At 67.3% G+C, this 18,087-nt stretch carries 14 protein-coding genes and 1 pseudogene; 9 read left to right on the top strand and 6 right to left on the bottom strand.

All coding sequences use genetic code 11. The annotated features are described in order from the left end of the window. Nucleotides 1-327: 327 nt before the first annotated feature. The 6 genes from ACZZY9_RS08755 to ACZZY9_RS08730 form a co-directional block, all read right to left on the bottom strand. Nucleotides 328-1,287: a D-alanine--D-alanine ligase family protein gene (locus tag ACZZY9_RS08755; RefSeq protein WP_463463807.1), complete on the bottom strand. Its 960-nt coding sequence runs from the start codon at nucleotides 1,285-1,287 to the stop codon at nucleotides 328-330. 49 nt (nucleotides 1,288-1,336) lie between these two features. Further along, nucleotides 1,337-2,644, bottom strand: coding sequence for an aminotransferase-like domain-containing protein (locus ACZZY9_RS08750; protein WP_192061218.1), 1,308 nt, complete (start codon nucleotides 2,642-2,644; stop codon nucleotides 1,337-1,339). Nucleotides 2,645-2,758: 114 nt separating this feature from the next. Beyond that, nucleotides 2,759-3,085 carry a thioredoxin gene (gene trxA / locus ACZZY9_RS08745; protein ID WP_055799001.1) on the bottom strand — a complete coding sequence of 109 codons (327 nt, stop codon included), beginning with the start codon at nucleotides 3,083-3,085 and terminating at the stop codon, nucleotides 2,759-2,761. Between the two features lie 68 nt (nucleotides 3,086-3,153). Then, on the bottom strand, nucleotides 3,154-4,152 hold the full coding sequence (gene trxB, locus ACZZY9_RS08740; RefSeq protein ID WP_192061219.1) for a thioredoxin-disulfide reductase: 999 nt from the start codon (nucleotides 4,150-4,152) through the stop codon (nucleotides 3,154-3,156). Nucleotides 4,153-4,335: 183 nt separating this feature from the next. Next, on the bottom strand, nucleotides 4,336-6,006 hold the full coding sequence (gene murJ, locus ACZZY9_RS08735) for a murein biosynthesis integral membrane protein MurJ (RefSeq protein WP_463463806.1): 1,671 nt from the start codon (nucleotides 6,004-6,006) through the stop codon (nucleotides 4,336-4,338). Then, nucleotides 6,003-8,288, bottom strand: a complete 2,286-nt coding sequence (locus ACZZY9_RS08730) for a DUF6049 family protein (protein ID WP_463463805.1) — start codon at nucleotides 8,286-8,288, stop codon at nucleotides 6,003-6,005. The genes murJ and ACZZY9_RS08730 overlap by 4 nt, the downstream gene beginning before the upstream one ends. Nucleotides 8,289-8,463: 175 nt before the next feature. Between ACZZY9_RS08730 and ACZZY9_RS08725 the strand changes: the two genes are divergently transcribed. The 9 genes and pseudogenes from ACZZY9_RS08725 to ACZZY9_RS08685 all read left to right on the top strand — a co-directional run bounded on the left by ACZZY9_RS08725 (nucleotide 8,464) and on the right by ACZZY9_RS08685 (nucleotide 18,010). Beyond that, a complete protein-coding gene (locus ACZZY9_RS08725) occupies nucleotides 8,464-9,894 on the top strand; it encodes a CCA tRNA nucleotidyltransferase (protein ID WP_463463804.1) in 1,431 nt (476 codons plus the stop codon). Nucleotides 9,895-10,031: 137 nt separating this feature from the next. After that, complete coding sequence (locus ACZZY9_RS08720) at nucleotides 10,032-11,459, top strand: ABC transporter substrate-binding protein (RefSeq protein WP_463463803.1); 1,428 nt, start codon at nucleotides 10,032-10,034, stop codon at nucleotides 11,457-11,459. Nucleotides 11,460-11,576: 117 nt separating this feature from the next. Continuing rightward, a pseudogene (gene rpsF / locus ACZZY9_RS08715) lies at nucleotides 11,577-11,939 on the top strand (30S ribosomal protein S6); the annotation flags it as partial. Nucleotides 11,940-12,062: 123 nt separating this feature from the next. Next, nucleotides 12,063-12,629 (top strand): single-stranded DNA-binding protein, encoded by a 567-nt coding sequence (locus ACZZY9_RS08710; protein WP_192061224.1) that lies wholly within the window; start codon nucleotides 12,063-12,065, stop codon nucleotides 12,627-12,629. 66 nt (nucleotides 12,630-12,695) lie between these two features. Next, nucleotides 12,696-12,956: a 30S ribosomal protein S18 gene (rpsR, locus tag ACZZY9_RS08705; protein ID WP_043595327.1), complete on the top strand. Its 261-nt coding sequence runs from the start codon at nucleotides 12,696-12,698 to the stop codon at nucleotides 12,954-12,956. A gap of 26 nt (nucleotides 12,957-12,982) precedes the next feature. After that, nucleotides 12,983-13,438, top strand: a complete 456-nt coding sequence (gene rplI, locus ACZZY9_RS08700; RefSeq protein WP_192061225.1) for a 50S ribosomal protein L9 — start codon at nucleotides 12,983-12,985, stop codon at nucleotides 13,436-13,438. 642 nt (nucleotides 13,439-14,080) lie between these two features. Beyond that, the gene (gene dnaB / locus ACZZY9_RS08695; RefSeq protein WP_055798980.1) at nucleotides 14,081-15,466 is read left to right on the top strand and encodes a replicative DNA helicase; all 1,386 of its coding nucleotides are present in this window, start codon (nucleotides 14,081-14,083) and stop codon (nucleotides 15,464-15,466) included. A gap of 295 nt (nucleotides 15,467-15,761) precedes the next feature. Next, entirely contained in the window at nucleotides 15,762-16,982 is a 1,221-nt protein-coding gene (locus ACZZY9_RS08690) for an HsdM family class I SAM-dependent methyltransferase (protein WP_463463802.1), read from the top strand. Continuing rightward, nucleotides 16,979-18,010 carry a restriction endonuclease subunit S gene (locus ACZZY9_RS08685; protein ID WP_463463801.1) on the top strand — a complete coding sequence of 344 codons (1,032 nt, stop codon included), beginning with the start codon at nucleotides 16,979-16,981 and terminating at the stop codon, nucleotides 18,008-18,010. The genes ACZZY9_RS08690 and ACZZY9_RS08685 overlap by 4 nt, the downstream gene beginning before the upstream one ends. Nucleotides 18,011-18,087: the final 77 nt, after the last annotated feature.

The following is an 18,087-nucleotide window of genomic DNA, read 5'->3' as shown; positions in this document are numbered from 1 at the left end:
GTGCGGGTGTGTGGGTGTGTGGGTGTGCGGGTGTGCAGGTGCGCGGGTGCGCACATGTCCACGTCGGAGGTGCCGGGTCCGCGGGTGCGCAGGCGGGCAGCATGCAAGTACGAGGTGCCGGGTTCGGTGCGCACGAATGGCAAGTGCCAGATAACAGGTGCGTGGGCTTGTGTGGCGACGGTCGAGTCGGTACGTTTCACGTGAAACAACCCAGGCGCCCCTGCCTTAGCCGCGCGATGAGCCACTCGAAGGCGTTTTGAAGCCAGAGCGTGCTGCACTCTCGCCGTGTTTCACGTGAAACGCAGACGCGAAGAGTCGAACGCAGACCTACTGGTGGTCGCGCACAGCCTTCTCCGCCAGCGCGGCATAGACGAGGCCGAGCTCGAAGCCCGCGGCATCGAGTGCCATAGGCACGAGAGAGGTCTCGGTGAGCCCGGGCAGCACATTCACCTCGAGGAACCACGCGGCACCCGCTGCATCGACGATGAGGTCGACCCGTGACAGGTGCCGCAGCCCCAGTGCCTCGTGGACGGCGACCGCCGCCCGAGCCGCTCCAGCTGCAGCGTCATCGTCGAGACGAGCGGGCGTGAAGAAGGTCGTCTCCCCCGCGTTGTAGCGCGCATCGAAACCGTAGAAGCCGCTCCGCGGCACGATCTCCACGGCCGGCAGCGCAGTCGGACCGTCACCGGTGTCGATGACCCCGACGGCGATCTCGGTGCCGGTGATCTTCTGCTCGACGATCACGTCGTCGCAGTACGTGTAGGCGTCGACCATCGCACGGGGCAGGCCGTCCGCGGACTCGACGACCGTGACTCCCTGCGCCGAGCCTCCTCGGGCCGGCTTCACCACGACGGGCACCGGGTGCTCGTCGGCGATCGCTGCGAGGACTCCGGCGGCGCCCAGTTCGCGGAAAGCGTCGTGCGACAGGGTGAGCCCCCGAGGGGTCAGAACCCCTGCGCGACGGGCGAGTTCTTTGGCGGTCGGCTTGTCCCACGCGAGTCGCGCCGCGGCGGAGGTGCTGCCGACGAACGGGATGTCCAACGCTTCGAGCAGGCCTCGGAGAGCGCCGTCCTCACCGCTGGCCCCGTGCAGCACCGGCCACACGACGTCGGGCCGCGTGTCGGTCAGGTGACCCAGCAGGGCCGCATCGGGATCACGGAGCTCGACCGTGATGCCGTGGGAGGTGAGACTGTCGACCACGCGCCTCCCTGATCGCAGAGACACGTCTCGCTCGTGCGAGATGCCGCCGGCGAGGACGGTGACGTTGCGCAGAGGGCTCGAGTTCATGGCCGGTGATCCTTCGGGAGAGTGAGCGGTGTTGCGGGTAAAGGCCTGATCAGGAGATGTTCGGGGGCGGCATCGTGACGCCCTCGCGCTGGCGGCTGGGCTTGCCGAGCTGCGCCCCGGAGAACGTGTTGAGCAGATCGAGCTCGCCGTTGATGACGGTCGCCAGCCGGGCCACGCCGACCTTGATCATCTCGGAGGTCGGGTAGCAGAACGACAGACGGATGTTCTGCCGCCCTCCCCCGTCGGCGTAGAACGCCGTACCGGGCGTGTAGGCGACGAGCTCTTTGACGGCCCGCGGCAGCATCGCCTTCGAGTCGAGCTCGTCGGGCAGCGACAGCCACACGAAGAAGCCGCCCTCGGGCCGCGTCCAGCTGAGCGACGGCAGGTACTCCCCCAGGGCCGACAGCATGGCATCACGCCGCTCGCGGTAGAGATCGCGGAAGATGTCGATCTGCCCCCGCCAGTCGGCCTGATCGAGGTACTCGGTGATGACGAACTGACCGAACGAGTTCGGCGACAGGGTGGCCGACTCGTTCGCGAGGATCAGCTTCTCGCGGATGGCGTGCGGAGCCAGCGCCCAGCCGACTCGGAACCCGGGTGCGAGCGTCTTCGAGAACGAGCCGAGGTAGATGACGCCCTCGTCGTCGACCGAGCGCATGGCCTGCGGGGCCGGCTCGTCGAACGACAGCAGCCCGTACGGGTTGTCTTCGAGCACGAGGATGCCCGCGCTGCGGCAGATCTCGAGGATCTCGAGTCGGCGGGCCCACGAGAGCGTGACACCGGCCGGGTTGTGGAAGTTGGGGATGGTGTACAGGAACTTGATCGTGCCGCCCCGCGAGGTGACGGCCGTGATCGCCTCCCGCAGCGCCTCCGGGATCAGCCCCTCGTCGTCCATCGCGACGTGCTGCACATCGGCCTGGTAGGCCTTGAAGACGCCCAGGGCGCCCACGTAGCTCGGCGACTCGGCCAGGACGACGTCGCCCGGGTTGATGAACAGGCGGGTGACCAGGTCGAGCGCCTGCTGCGAGCCGGTCGTGACGACGACGTCGTCGGCACTGCCGCGGATCCCCTCCATCGCCATGATCTGCATGATGTGCTCGCGGATCGCCGGTGTGCCTTGCCCCGAGCCGTACTGGAGCGCCATCGCTCCCCCGCCCTTCGACATGACGCGGTCGATCGAGCCCGTGACGAGCTCACGCGGCAGAGCCGACACGTAGGGCATGCCGCCGGCCAGGGAGACCACCTCGGGGCGGGAGGCGACGGCGAACAGGGCTCGGACCTCGGAGGCGCTCAGGCCGGCCGTGCGGTCGGCGTACGAGTCGTACCACGGATCGAGGTTGGTGCCCTTGTCGCTCATCTGCGTCCTTAACGGTCGGAGGGTGAATCGCTCAAGACTATGCCTGGTGTGGCGGTGAGACCACGAGAGCCCGCCCAGCGTGGTGCTGGGCGGGCTCTCGATGCGGTCTGTCGACTACGCCAGGAACTCCGCCAGGTCGGCCTCGAGGGCCTGCTTGGGCTTCGCGCCGATGACGGTCTTGACGACCTCGCCACCGCGGTAGACCTTCATGGCGGGGATCGAGGTGATCTGGTACTTCGCCGCGGTCTGCGGGTTGTCGTCGACGTTCAGCTTGACGATCTCGATCTTGTCGGAGTGCTCTGCCGCGATCTGGTCGAGGATCGGCGAGACGGCGCGGCACGGGCCGCACCACTCGGCCCAGAAGTCGACCAGGATCGTCTTGTCGGAGGTGATGACGTCGCTCTCGAAGGACGCGTCGGTGACTGCCTTGGCGGTGCTCATGGTGGTTCCTTTCGTCGTGGGGACTGTTAGGGCTGTGGGGCTCGCGAGACGGTGACCGGGGGCGCCGGTCAGACGCCCACCGCGACGGACTCGGCCGTGTCGATGCCCTCGGCCGCGCCCTCGGTGTTCTCGGCTAGAAACGTCTGGTCGAGGCTCGCCAGGAAGTGCTCGGCGTCGAGCGCCGCGACGACACCGGAGCCGGCGGCTGTGGCCGCCTGGCGGTAGGTCGCGTCGATGACGTCGCCGGCCGCGAACACGCCGCGGAGGTTGGTCTTCGAGCTGCGGCCCTCGACGGCGATCGTTCCGTCGACCGTGAGGTCGAGCTGGTTGTGGACGAGGTGCACGCGCGGGTCGTTGCCGATCGCGATGAAGAGACCGTCGAGGTCGAGGTCGCTGGTGCTGCCGTCGACCGTGTCGGTCAGCTGCACGCCCGTGGCCTTCTCGTCGCCGTTGATCTTCGTGACGGTCTTGTTCCAGAGGAACTCGATCTTGTCGTTGGCGAAGGCGCGCTCCTGCATGATCTTCGACGCACGCAGCGAGTCGCCGCGGTGGATGACGTAGACCTTGCTGGCGAAGCGGGTGAGGAACGTCGCCTCCTCCATCGCCGAGTCGCCGCCGCCGACGACCGCGATCTCCTTCTGCTTGAAGAAGAAGCCGTCGCAGGTGGCGCACCAGCTGACGCCGCGGCCGCTGAGGCGCTCTTCGTCGGCGAGGCCGAGCTTGCGGTACGCGCTGCCCGTGGCGAAGATCACCGTGACGGCCTCCTCGACGGTGCCGTTGCCGAGGGTGACCTTCTTGACGTCGCCGGTCAGGTCGACGCTGGTGACGTCGTCGAGCAGCACCTCGGCGCCGAACTTCTCTGCCTGCTCTTGCAGCTTGAACATGAGGTCGGGGCCCATGATGCCGTCGGGGAAGCCCGGGAAGTTCTCGACCTCGGTCGTCTTCATCAGCTCGCCGCCGGCCTCGACCGAGCTGGCCACGATGAGCGGCTCGAGCCCGGCCCGTGCGGCGTAGATGCCGGCCGTGTAGCCCGCGGGGCCGGAGCCGATGATGATGATCTGGCGCATGAGCACCTCTCTGGAAGAACGTGGCGGATGTCGTGCCAGATGCGTTCGAGCCGTGGTGCCCGATCGACGTTCTCGCCCGACCGTCTGAGTGAACACATCCTAACGACGGGCTATTCCGAGCGACCCGGGAGGCACGGTTCGCCCCTCGCGGACTTCGCAGGCCGGACACCGAGGAGGCGCGGGTCAGCGCTTCAGGACGCGCGCCAGCAGGGGCCGGGCCCGGTTCCACACCGGCGCCGTGAGGGCTTCGAGCTCGGGCAGGCGGATCAGCTTCAGCATGCCGAGGTAGACGACGGCCATGACGGCGGCCGCGACCATGACGGTCAGCAGACCGGGGATCCGGCCGGTGTGGGCGAAGCCCTCGGCGGAGAAACCGCCCATGGCGGTCACCACGACGAGCCCGACGGCACCGGCGATCAGCGAGAAGAACAGGAACTGCACGTAGCGGCGCAGCACCCAGCGGCCGTCCATGCCGTCGAGTCGCCGTGAGATGAGCACGAGCGCCACGACGGTCTGCGTCGAGCCGGCGATCGAGGTGGTCACGGCGATGGCGACGGCCACCTGATCGTCTGCCACCACGGCGGACGAGATCAGGGTGCCGACCACGAAGATGCTCGACTGGACGACCTGCATGAAGAACGGCGTGCGCTGGTCGTGGAGGGCGTAGAAGACCCGCTGGACGACGAACAGCACGCTGAAGAGGATCAGCCCCGGCATGAAGCCGAGGATGACCTGGGCCATCTGGCTGGCTCCCTCGAAGGTGCGCTCGAAGAAGCTCGCGAACGGGTAGGCGACGACGCACATCGCCACGGCCGCGAAGACCATGAACATGCCGATGGTGCGGAGGGACTGCGACAGGTCGGCGCGGACGGCCCGGAGGTCGCCGCGGGACGCGTGACCGCTCATCCGGGTGAAGTAGGCGGTCGCGATCGAGACGGCGACGATGCCGTGCGGCAGCATGAACAGCAGCCAGGAGTTGGCGAGCACGGCGTTCGAGGCGCCCGCGCCGCTGCCCTGCGATGCGACCCGGCTCTGCACGAGACCGGCGACCTGGGTGACGAGCACCATGCCGAACAGCCAGCCGGCCGCCTTGCCGGTGGCGCCGAGACCGACGCCGCGCCAGCGGAAGTCGGGGCGGAACGTGAGCCCGGCCCGGCGCCAGAACAGCAGCAGGAACGCCGCCTGCGCCAGCACGCCGAGCGACGCGGTGCCGGCGATGACGGTGATGCGGTCGGGCGACCAGACGTCGACGACGGAGTTCGACTCGGCTCCGCCGAACAGCACCATGAAGACGACGAGACCGGCGATCGCGACCACGTTGTTGAGCACCGGGGCCCAGGTGAACGGGCCGAAGACCTGACGGGCGTTGAGCACCTCGCTGAGCAGCGAGTACATGGCGTAGAAGAAGATCTGCGGCAGGCACCAGTAGGCGAAAGCGGTCGCCAGGGCCAGCGATTCGGAGGTGTAACCACCTTGACCGGATGCATTCGCCTGCTGCGCGTAGATCGAGACGAGCACCGGCGCGAGCAGGGTGCCGAGCAGCCCGACAGCGGCGAAGACGATCGTGCCGAGGGTGACGATCTTGTTGATGAAGCGCTGCCCCCCGTCGTCGTCGTGGGTCGCCGCCCGGACGATCTGGGGCACCAGCACGGCGCTGAGCAGACCGCCGGCGATCAGCGCGTAGATGTTGTTCGGCAGCTGGTTCGCAAGGGCGAACGAGTCGGCGGCGCGGCTCGCCGACTGGCCGATGGCCGCGGCGAGCACGGCCGTCTTGACGAAGCCGAGCACCCGCGACACCATCGTGCCCGAGGCGAGCAGCACGCTGGCGCGGCCGAGACCACCTTGACCGGTCACGCGACGGCGTCTTCCGACGGGGCGTCCTTCGACGACAGGTCTCCGTCGGCGGCGCCGCGGCGGCGCTTGCGGATCGTGCGGTAGATGCCGCCGCCGAACAGCAGCGCGAAGCCGATGCCGAAGGCCCAGGTGATCGCGGTCTCCCAGCCGGCCTGCACGTTGATCGAGACGACGGCCGGGGTCGCGATGGTGACCCCGGTGGAGCTGACGAGGGACATCGAGACGTCGACCGTTCCGTTGGCGATGGACTGCACGGGCACCCGCACACGGGTCTGCGACTGCGCCTGCACGGTCACGGGGATGCGGTTCTCCTCGACGAGGAGGCGCGAGCTGGACGGCGCGAGGGTGAGGAACACCGTCGCGGCCGAATCGGAGGTGTTCTGCACGTAGAGCGGCAGCGACGAGCGGTCGCCGAGGATGAGCTGATCGCTGCCCTGCACGATCGAGACGAGCTTCGAGGTCTCGGTAGCCGCGATCGCGGCGTCGCCGACCTCGTTCGTCAGACCCTCGGCGTTGTCGCGCCAGGCATTCGACGACAGGGCCAGCGTGCGCAGACGGGCGGCGCCGGTGACGGTCTGCGGCTGCTCGAGCGCGGTCGAGAAGTCGGTGACCTGCTGGTCGGACCTGACGAGCGAGCGGAGCTCGCGGAGGCGCTCGGCCGGCTCGGGCCGGTCGACCACCGTCGCGTCGGTCGGCGCGGTCTCCAGGGTGTCGCCCAGCGCCGACGGTTCGGACCAGGGCAGCGCGTCGAGCGCCTGGAGGGTCTGGCGGAGACGGTCGCCGTCGACCGACCACGAGCGGTCGAGCGTCGCGAGCATGGTGCGGGCGTCGCTGGGGCGCTCCTTCGCGATCGTCGCGACGCTGGCCGACAGCTCGGCCATCGCGGACTCCCAGCGGACTGTCGAGGTGGCGGACGCGGCCTCGCGGACGAGATTCGAGAGCGTGTCGTCGGAGACGAGGCCGGTCGAGCCGCCGAGGTCGACGGGCGCGTTCTCGGTGGCGTCGGTCGCGACGTTGACGTTCGAGCTCGAGAGGATCGTCGACGTGTAGTCGCGCTGGGTGATCGTGGCGATGTCGGAGGCGACGACGCTGTCGTCGGCCGGCCAGGCGATCGACGAGAGCGACCACGGGAACGCCAGCAGCGACTCGGTCGTCGGCAGCGGCGGAGCCGAGGGGGCCTCGGTGGGGGTGGCGGTCGGCTCGTCGGTGGGCGTCGCGGTCGCACCGGAGCCGGCGGCCCCGGAGCCGGAGTCGGACGAGCCCGAGCCCGACGAGCTGGTGCTCGAGTCCGACCCGTCGCTCGTGTCGCCGGTCTCGACCGGGCTGGGAACGTCGGTCGCGGTGGCCGAGGTGTCGAACCGCGACTCGTCGACGAACGAGTCGAACGACGTGGGCGCCGGCACCGAGGGGGCGCCGGCCTGGCTGAGCCCGGCGACGTCGGCGTCGGCGTAGGTGAGGGGGAACGTCTCGAGCCCCGCCGACGTCAGGTCGTCGAGCCATTCGACGGCCGACTCGGGGGCTTCGCTGCCCAGCAGGCGGATCGACGTGATGATCATCGGGTCGACGGCCACGGTCGCCGAGCTGCCCACCACCTGGCGCAGCTGCCGGGTCAGGGTGCCGTCGGCCGAGGTGTACGCCTCGAGCGCGGCGGCGTCGAGCACGCCGTTCTCGGTCTCGGGGGTCGTGATCGGCACGGCGACCGAGAGCCTGGTCGGCTGGAAGCTCTCGCTCGGGTACCAGACGACGCTGCTGCGGGCCTGCGCGACCTGCAGCCCGTCGGGGCCCAGGAGGCGCACGCCGAGTGCGCGCGCACCCCACGTCCACCCGTCGAGGGCCGTCCGCTCGGCCGGGATCGACACGTCGTCGACGGTGATGCTCCGACCGGCGGCGACGGCGGGGACGTCGACGCGCGCCATGAAGAGGCCGAGGTAGTCGTCGCCCGTGGTCGTCTCGGGCTCGAGCCAGTCGGCGAGCTTCGAGCGGGTGAGGAACGAGTCGCGGTCGAGGTAGATCCGCGCGCTACCCGCCTCGAGGTCGGTCTCGCTGCCGTTGCTGATGGTCAGCGTCAGGTCGAGGTCGTCGCCCGAGCGCAGCACCCCGTCGGCCTCGGGCGCGACCGTCAGCGTGACGGAGTCGCCGTCGGCCGCCGTGGCCGCCTGGCTCGTGGCCGACGCCGTCGTGGCCGTGCCCGCCGACGCGGCCGTCGCCGTGTCGGCGGGCAGCGCGGCGCCCGCGACGCCGAGCGTCGTCACGAGGGCCAGGAGGGCGGGGAGAAGTCTCATAGTGATGGCGCTCGCACGGACGCAGGGGTCGCGCGAGCAAGGCGAGTCTAGAGAATCGTCCCTCGCAGGTGGACCTCGAGCACGCCCGACGGGCGCTTCCGGGGTGGGGAACCAGCCCTGGGGAGGAGGCGCGCGACGGTGATGCGCGCCTCCTCGTGTGGCAAAGTGGTCGCCCATGGACAACGTCGCCGCCGCCGTCGAGCGCCTCGGTCGACTGGCCGCCACTCCCCGCATCGCCCGCCTGTCGGCCGCCTTCGCCGCCGCGGGTCACGAGTTCGCCCTGGTGGGCGGTCCGGTGCGCGACGCGTTCCTCGGGCACCGGGTCAACGACCTCGACTTCACGACCAGCGCCTCCCCCGACGAGATCCTCGAGATCGTCGTGCCGCTGGCCGAGGCCCACTGGGACGTCGGGCGCGAGTTCGGCACCATCGCGGCACGGGTCGACGGCGAGGTCGTCGAGATCACGACCTACCGCAGCGACGTCTACGACGGCGAGACCCGCAAGCCCGTCGTCGAGTTCGGCGACACGCTCGAGGGCGACCTCGTCCGCCGCGACTTCACCGTGAACGCCATGGCGCTGCGCCTGCCCGAGCAGGTGCTGGTCGACCCGTCGGGCGGCGTCGACGACCTCCTGGCCCAGCGCCTCGCGACACCGGGCGCCGCCGTCGACAGCTTCCGAGACGACCCGCTGCGGATGATGCGGGCAGCACGGTTCACCGCGCAGCTCGGCTTCGAGGTGTCGCCCGAGGTGCGCGAGGCGATGACGACCCGCGCCTCCACCCTGTCCATCGTCTCGGTCGAGCGCGTCGCGGACGAGCTCTCGAAGCTGCTGCGCACCGCGACGCCGACCCCGGGCATCCGCCTGCTGGTCGACACCGGGCTCGCCGAGCACGTGATGCCCGAGCTCGCGGCGATGCGCCTCGAGGTCGACGAGCACCACCACCACAAAGACGTCTACGAGCACAGCCTCACCGTGCTCGAGCAGGCCATCGGCTACGAGGCCGAGCGGCACCCCGGCGACTCCCCCGACCTCACGCTGCGTCTCGCCGCCCTGCTGCACGACTGCGGCAAGCCGGCGACGCGTCGACTCGAACCCGGCGGGGTCGTGACGTTCCACCACCACGACGTCGTCGGCGCGAAGCTCGCGAAGAAGCGGCTCAAGGCGCTGCGCTTCGACAACGACACGATCGCGGCCGTCCACCGCCTGATCGAGCTGCACCTGCGTTTCTTCGGCTACACCGAGGGCGGCTGGACGGACTCCGCCGTGCGCCGCTACGTGCGCGACGCCGGCGACCAGCTCGAGCGGCTGCACATGCTGACCCGCGCCGACGTCACGACCCGCAACCGCCGCAAGGCCGACCGCCTCGGCTTCGCCTACGACGACCTCGAGCACCGCATCGCCGACCTGCGCGAGCGTGAAGAGATCGACTCGCTGCGACCCGACCTCGACGGCGACGACATCCAGCGGGTGCTCGGCATCGGCCCGAGTCGCGAGGTCGGCGAGGCGTACCGCTTCCTGCTCGAGCTGCGCACCGAAGAGGGGCCGCTGGGCGCCGAGGCGGCCACCGAGCGGCTGCTGGCCTGGTGGGGCGCGCGCGGGGCGTAGCCGAGCCGAGCCGCGCCGTGCGGGTGCGGCGGGCGGTCAGGCCGAGCCGCGCCTCCTGCGGGCCGACCTGTGAACCCGGCCGCGCCTCCTGGACAGGCCGACCCGCGCCTCCTCGGCGGTGCGGGTACTCTGCATCGGTGTCCAAGCCTCTGAACTCCGCGATCGTCGCCGGGTCCGTCTGCGTCGCGATCGTCGCCGCCTCGGCCCTCGGCATCACCGCGTTCGGTCTCGCGAACTCGGGTCACTCCGGCCCGTCGCGCCCCGGTCCCGACGAAGATCAGACCACCGTCACCGTCCGCGTGTGGGATGAGACCGTCGCAGCCGGTTACGAGAAGTCGTTCGCGACGTTCGAGCGCGACAACCCCGACATCGACATCGAGGTCGACGTCGTGCCCTACGGCGAGTACTTCACGACGCTCGCCGACGACGTCGAGTCGGGCGAGGCCGACGACATCTTCTGGCTGAACAGCTCGAACTACACGACCTACGCCGACGCGGGCGCGCTGCTCGACATCGACCGCGCGCTGGCCCGATCGTCGCGGGCCGCGTGGTCCCCCGCCGTCGTCGACCAGTTCACGACCGCCGACGGCCACCTCTGGGGCGTGCCCCAGCTGTCGGACGGCGGCATCGCGCTCTACTACAACGCCGATCTGCTGAAGCAGGCGGGCATCGACCCGGCCGCGCTCGACGATCTCACCTGGGCGGCCGGCGGCGGCGAGGGCGACACCCTGCTGCCCGTGCTGAAGAAGCTGACCCGCGACGCCGCCGGTCGCACCGCCGACGACCCGGCCTTCGACGGCACCCCCGTGCAGTACGGCTACAACGCCGGCAACGATCTGCAGGCCGTCTGGTACGACTACCTGGCCTCGGCCGGCGGCACCTTCGAGAACGACGACATGACGGCGTTCGCCTTCGACACCGAGGAGGCGCGGGTCGCCTTCCAGTACGTGGTCGACCTCGTGCAGCAGGCGCGTGTCGCGCCTCCTGCGGCACTGACGAACGACGACGCCGACTTCAGTCGCGAGCAGTTCGCGGCCGGCAAGATGGCGCTCTTCCAGTCGGGGCTGTACAGCCTCTCTCCCGTGGCCGCCGGTGCCGACTTCGAGTGGGGCGTCGCGCCGATGCCGGCCGGGCCCGAGGGTCGGGTGAGCGTGACGAACGGCATCGTGGCGGCCGGCAACTCGGCGTCGCCGCACCGCGACGACACCGCCAAGGTGCTCGCCTGGCTCGGCTCGACCGACGGCGCGAAGCACATCGGTGCAGAAGGGGCCGCCGTGCCGGCCGTGCTCGGCGCGCAAGAGGGGTACTACGACCACTGGACGGCGCAGGGCGTCGACGTCAGGCCGTTCTTCGACGTGATCGACGACGGGCCGACGATCGCCGCGCCGAGCGACATCTACGGTCGCACCCAGTCGATCATCGAGCCGATCTTCGACGAGATGTTCGCCGGGCGGATCTCCGTCGAGGACGCCCTGGCGCGCGCTCAGAGCGAGGCGAACGCGGCGCTCGAGACTCCCCCGGCCGGCGACGAGCCGGGCGACGGAGACGACGGGGCATTGAACTAGGAGGCGCGAGCGGCTACCCTTGCAAGGTTGCGTGTGCCCATGCGGTGCCCGCGACCATGAATACCCTCCTGTCACAGACCGTCTGTGACCGTTAAGTCCGAAGGAGGTGGGTTAGTCATGAACCAGTACGAACTGATGGTCATCCTGGACCCCGAGATCGATGAGCGCACCGTCGCCCCGAGCTTGGACAAGTTCCTCAACGTCATCCGCAACGACGGTGGCACGATCGACAACATCGACATCTGGGGTCGTCGTCGTCTCGCCTACGAGATCAACAAGAAGACCGAGGGCATCTACGCCGTCGTCAACATGACCTCGAACTCGGCCGCCACGGTCGAGCTCGACCGTCAGCTGGGTCTCTCCGAGGCCGTGCTGCGCACCAAGGTGCTCCGCGCCGAGGAGGCCATCGCTATGGTCGCCGCCGCGAAGAAGGTCTCCGACGAGAAGGCCGCCCGCAAGGCCGCCAACGCCGCGTCGGCTCCCGCCGCTGCTCCGGCCTCCGCGTCGGCTCCCGCCGCGTCGGTCGCTTCCGCGTCGTCCGAGAAGCCCGCTGCCCCGGCAGCGCCCGCTGCTCCGGCCGCACCGAAGGCCTCCGAGTAACCGATGGCAGGCGAGACCGTCATCACAGTGGTGGGTAACCTCACCAGTGACCCCGAGCTGCGGTACACGCAGAACGGGCTCGCGGTCGCGAACTTCACCATCGCGTCGACCCCCCGCACGTTCGACCGCGCGTCGAACGAGTGGAAGGACGGCGAAGCGCTCTTCCTCCGTGCCAGCGTCTGGCGCGAGTTCGCCGAGCACGTGGCCAGCAGCCTCACCAAGGGCAGCCGGGTCATGGCTCAGGGGCGGCTCAAGCAGCGCTCGTACGAGACCAAGGAAGGCGAGAAGCGCACCAGCATGGAGCTCGAGATCGACGAGATCGGCCCCTCGCTGCGTTACGCGACCGCTCAGGTGACCCGCGCCTCCTCGTCCCGCGACGGCGCTGCCGGAGGCTCCTTCGGGGGCAACCGCGGCGGCGGCCAGCAGGGCCAGCAGGGTCAGGTCGGCGGCGGTCAGGCGCAAGAGCCGTGGGGTCAGCCCGCAGCCGCTCCGCAGGGTGGCAACACCTCGGGCGACGTGTGGAACACCCCCGGTGGCGGCGGCACCTACAACGACGAGACGCCCTTCTAGGCACCCTGCCTCAGGGCACGTCGTTCACTTCAGTACTTCTTCTTACTCATCTGAAAGCAGACCACAATGGCTGGAAAGAGCAGCGGCGACCGCCGCAAGCCCCTCCGCGGCAAGGGCGGCAAGAACGCCGCTCCCGCGAAGTCGATCCGTGTCGGCGTCATCGACTACAAAGACGTCGCGACCCTTCGCAAGTTCATCTCGGAGCGTGGAAAGATCCGCGCCCGTCGCATCACCGGCGTCTCCGTCCAGGAGCAGCGCCTCATCGCCCGTGCCGTGAAGAACGCCCGCGAGATGGCGCTTCTCCCCTACGCCGGCTCCGGCCGCTGATCAGCGCCGACTGAAGGAGAGAACGCATGTCTTTGAAAGTAATCCTCACGCACGAGGTCTCCGGCCTCGGCTCGGCCGGTGACGTCGTCGACGTCAAGAACGGCTACGCCCGCAACTACCTCGTCCCCCAGGGCTTCGCCGTCGCGTGGTCGCGTGGTGGCGAGAAGCAGGTCGCTCAGATCCGCACGGCCCGCGAGACCCGCGAGCTGAAGACGATCGAAGAGGCCCACGACCTCAAGGCCCGCCTCGAGGCCCAGAAGATCCGTCTCACGGTCAAGACCGGTGCCGACGGTCGTCTGTTCGGCTCGGTCCGTCCGGCCGACGTGGCCGACGCGGTCACCAAGCAGGGCGTCGCGACCATCGACAAGCGCAAGGTCGAGATCCCCTCGGCCATCAAGCTCGTCGGTGAGCACGAGGCCACGCTGCGTCTTCGCGAAGACGTCATCGCCACGATCACCCTCACGGTGGTCTCGGCCAAGTAGCTCTCTGAGCTCTGGCGAGCGGCGCCCCTCCTGTCGGGAGGGGCGCCGCTTTTCGTCGTGGTGGCGGGATGAACCGCGTTCGCGAAGATGAACCGCGCTCTATCGAGGTTCTTCTTCGCGAACGCGGTTCATGGGCGTCCGGCGGCGCGGGGGCGCGCAGCGGGGCGCTGAGGGGCTGCTGAGGGGCCGAGGAGGCGCGGCTGGGGGAGTCGAGACCGGGTTACCAGAAGCTGAACGGGAGCCGAGTCCGTATCGGTCACCGCGCCTCCTTGTCAAGTTCTCTGTGCACAGGCCGTTGTCAAATCGGGAGTCTCGACCCCGGGTTGAGACTAGTTTTTACACACAGGGTGAGTAAATCGAAATCCCTGGTCAGAGGGGGGTCTAGTCAGTGAAGTATCTCTTTCTCCACAGGTTGATCCACAGTTCTCCCCAAGCGCCTCCGGCGTTTCGCACGGGTTCTCCCCAGAGTTATCCACAGGCTTGTTTGCTGTGGAGAACTAGGTGTCCATATGGTGTACACGCGCTCGTAGGGGATAGGTCGCGGCGGTTCGGGCAGCGATGTCGGGGGTCCGCTGTAGAACAGTCCCGAGTGTCGTTCGTGCCCGTCGGCACGCGCCCGATCAGCTCTCGCCAGGAGGCCACATGTCGCTCGCCCAGCTCGGTATCGCCAGCGATTCGCCGCGTGACCGCGATCGCCCCGCGATGGGTTCGGGCATGGATCGTGTGCCGCCGCACGACCTGCTGGCCGAGCAGAGCACGATCGGCGGCATGCTGCTGAGCAAGGACGCCGTCGCCGATGTGATCGAGACGGTGCGCGGCATGGACTTCTACGTGCCGAAGCACGAGGTCATCTACGACGCGATCCTCGGGCTGTACTCGCACGGCGAGCCCACCGATGTCATCACGGTCAGCGACGAGCTGATGAAGTCGGGCGATCTGTCGCGTGCCGGTGGGGCCGAGTACCTGCACACGCTGACGGGTGTGGTGCCGACGGCGGCGAACGCCGGGTACTACGCGTCGATCGTGGCCGAGAAGGCGGTGCTGCGCCGTCTGGTCGAGGCCGGTACGCGCATCGTGCAGATGGGTTACGCCAGCGAGGGCGAGGTCGTCGACCTGGTCAACAACGCGCAGGCCGAGGTCTACAACGTGGCCGGGGGAGTCCAGACCGAAGACTACGTGCCGCTGAACGAGGCCGTGACGGTCGCGATCGACGAGATCGAGGCGGCCAAGGGTCGTGACGGTCAGATGACGGGTGTGCCGACGGGGTTCGCGCAGCTCGATGCGTTGACGAACGGGTTCCACCCCGGGCAGCTGATCATCGTGGCGGCGCGACCGGCGCTCGGTAAGTCGACATTGGCGCTCGACCTGGCGCGGGCGGCGTCGATCAAGCACGGGCAGGCGTCGGTGTTCTTCTCGCTCGAGATGGGGCGAAGCGAGATCGCGATGCGTCTGATGTCGGCCGAGTCGAGTGTGCCGCTGCAGAACATGCGCAAGGGCACGGTGGATGCGCGTGACTGGACGAACATCGCGCAGGTGCGTGGGCGGATCAACGATGCGCCGCTGTTCATCGACGACAGCCCGAACATGACGCTGGTCGAGATCCGCGCGAAGTGCCGGCGGTTGAAGCAGCAGCACAACCTTAAGCTCGTGGTGATCGACTATCTGCAGCTGATGACGTCGGGTAAGCGCGTCGAGAGCCGTCAGCAGGAGGTGTCGGAGTTCTCGCGTGCGCTGAAGCTGATGGCGAAAGAGCTGCAGGTGCCGGTGATCGCGCTGTCGCAGCTGAACCGTGGCCCCGAGCAGCGTGCCGACAAGAAGCCCGCGATCAGCGACCTGCGAGAGTCCGGTTCGCTCGAGCAGGACGCCGACATGGTCATCCTGCTGCACCGCGAGTCCGCCTACGAGAAGGACAACCCCCGCCAGGGCGAGGCCGACTTCATCGTCGCCAAGCACCGCAACGGGCCCACCGACACGATCACGGTGGCGTTCCATGGGATGTTCTCGCGGTTCGTGGATATGCCTAGCTAGCGAACCGCCTCGTGTCGACGACGCATGCAGATTGTCTCTCCGCCAGACAGGCTGTCCGCTTTGGGCAGTCAGACAGACTAGTTGGCGCTCGCTCATACGTTCTAAGGATTTGCGTTGCTCGGCGATAGGGAGCCCACGGTCCAAGACAAGGTCTTTCCACCCGTGCCACCGGCATGGCTTGAGGATCCGGAAGCTCAGCATGTAAGGCGAATCGCGCGCGTCCGTGCATTGGGCTTGTGGAGCCATTTCGTCGATTGGTGCGCACTTCGCGACTCGCCGCGGCATTCTCAGCGCCTTGAACAAGGCCATTAAGTCTGACGTACAGCAGAACGCGAAATTGTCACTCCTCTCCGAGGTCTACTCGGACATCAAAATGAACGTGTCTACTGATGAGGATGATCCGAAAGCAGTCGCGCGTCTCACCAACTTGATTGGCGACTTCATCGACTGGGTCACCGAGATCTCTGGGCTGATCAACTCCAACGCGTGGAACGGAGAAGACGTGATGGCGATCTTCTTCAACGAGTTCAACCGCTACAAGAAGAAAAGCGAATCCGGACAGGTATTCACTCCTGACCACATCACGAGCTTTATGTACCGCCTTGTCGGAGTCAATAAGGACGACCGAGTCCTGGACGCCTGCGCGGGGTCCGGTTCATTCCTGGTCAAGTCCATGAGCAACATGATTCGAGAGGCCGGAGGGGTCAACACGACCAAAGCCAAGGAGATCAAGGCCAAGCAGCTCTTCGGTATCGAGTTTGACCGCGAAATCTACGCCCTGGCATGCGCGAACATGCTCATTCACAAGGACGGCAAGACCAATCTCGCCCACATGGACGCCCGGTCGGAGTCGGCAGCCAGCTGGATTGAGGAGACCTTGGCCACAAAAGTGCTCATGAACCCTCCTTACGAAAACAAGTTCGGGTGCATGAAGATCGTCGAGAACGTGCTCGATCACGTCGACCGCGGCACCATTTGTGCTTTCATCCTGCCTGACAAGAAGCTTGAGAAGACAAGCACCGGCCAGATGTCACGGATACTGCGCCATCATCGCCTGCTGAAAGTGGTCAAACTTCCTCAGAATTTGTTCTTCGGAGTCGGTGTCACCACGAGCATTTTCATCTTTGACGCGGGCAAGCCACAGGAAGGCAAGAAGTTCTACGCCGTCAACATCGAGGACGACGGCTTGGTGACAGTCAAGAATCAGGGCCGCCACGATGTTCGTGGAAAGTGGCCCGCTCTTGAGGACTACTGGGTGGATGCAATTGAGCGCACTGACGACGATGAGTACGCCACTGGCCAATGGGTGGACCCTGCAGAGCACTTGAGTTGGCAGGCGGACTTGAAGCCGTTCGTGCTGACCCACGAAGATCTCGCTCAGGCAGCTATGGAGTATGCGGTCTTCCGCCGCGGAATCAATGGAAGAGTCCTGCGCGAACGGCTTGGCCAGACGGCCTTGTACTCAGCTGAGGTGAGGCAGGAAGACTCGACCATCACTCTCGAGGTCGAGCGATGAAGCAGATCGACACGGCTCAATGGATTGATTTCCCAATTGAGGATCTTTTCACTGTGGTGAAGGGGTCCACGCTCACAAAGTCGAACATGCGGGAGGGGACGATCAGGCACATCGGTGCCTCTCAGTTCGACAACGGCATCACTGCCATGATCGCGAACGATGAAAACGTGCACCCTGGCAACCTGTTGACCGTCTGCTACGACGGGCCGGTCGGGACCACCTTTTACCAGGCGGAGCGTTTCTGGGCGACGGATGCCGTGAACGTGCTGTACCCCCGATTCGTTCTGACTGAGGCTCGGGCGATGTTCTTGATCCCCGTAATCCAAGAGGCTGGTTCACGCTTCGATTATGGGGAGAAATGGGGTATGGCGGTCATGAAGACAACCCCAATTAGGCTGCCGGTGACCGCAGGGGGTTTGCCGGCTTGGGACTTTATGGAGTCGACAATGACGGAGGTGAGCCTGGCGCGCGAACGCGCACTTGACGCGCTGGCAGACCTGATTTCTGCACGCGCCCGCAAGATTGACACGGACGCCTGGGGTGCATTCACGATTGACCAACTGTTTGAAGTCGTGAAGGGATCTCGCTTGACGTCTCTGGAGCGGACGCCGGGCCAGGTCCCCTACGTCGGCGCCAGCTCGCTCAACAACGGCATCACGGAGTTCGTCTCGAACGATGACCATCTGCATCGAGCCGGGACGTTGACGGTTTGCTACAACGGACCAGTTGGCACCACGTTTTACCAGCCGGACGCCTTCTGGGCATCAGACGACGTGAACGTCCTGTATCCCAGGTTCGAAATTTCCGTCGAAGTTGCTTTGTTCGTGGTTCCGATCATCAAGCACCTTGGGTCGAGCTATGCGTATATCGACAAATGGAAGATAGAGGACATGCGAGCGAGTTCTCTCCTGCTGCCGATCACCGATGCTGGCACCCCGGACTGGCGCTCAATCGAGGAAACTATGCGGTCTGTCATGATGCAGAGAGAGCAAGCACTGGATGCATACGTATCACTGGAGGAGTTCTAGCGCGTCGCGTACCTCGCGAGCGGCGCGGGCTCGGCAGGGCTGTTCCAGCAATTTGTCTCGACTACGGGTTGCCCTAG

The sequence above is a fragment of the Frigoribacterium sp. AC394 genome (assembly GCF_979258095.1).
Note: the sequence above shows the minus strand (reverse complement) of the source record. Positions and strands in the feature narration are given on the sequence as shown.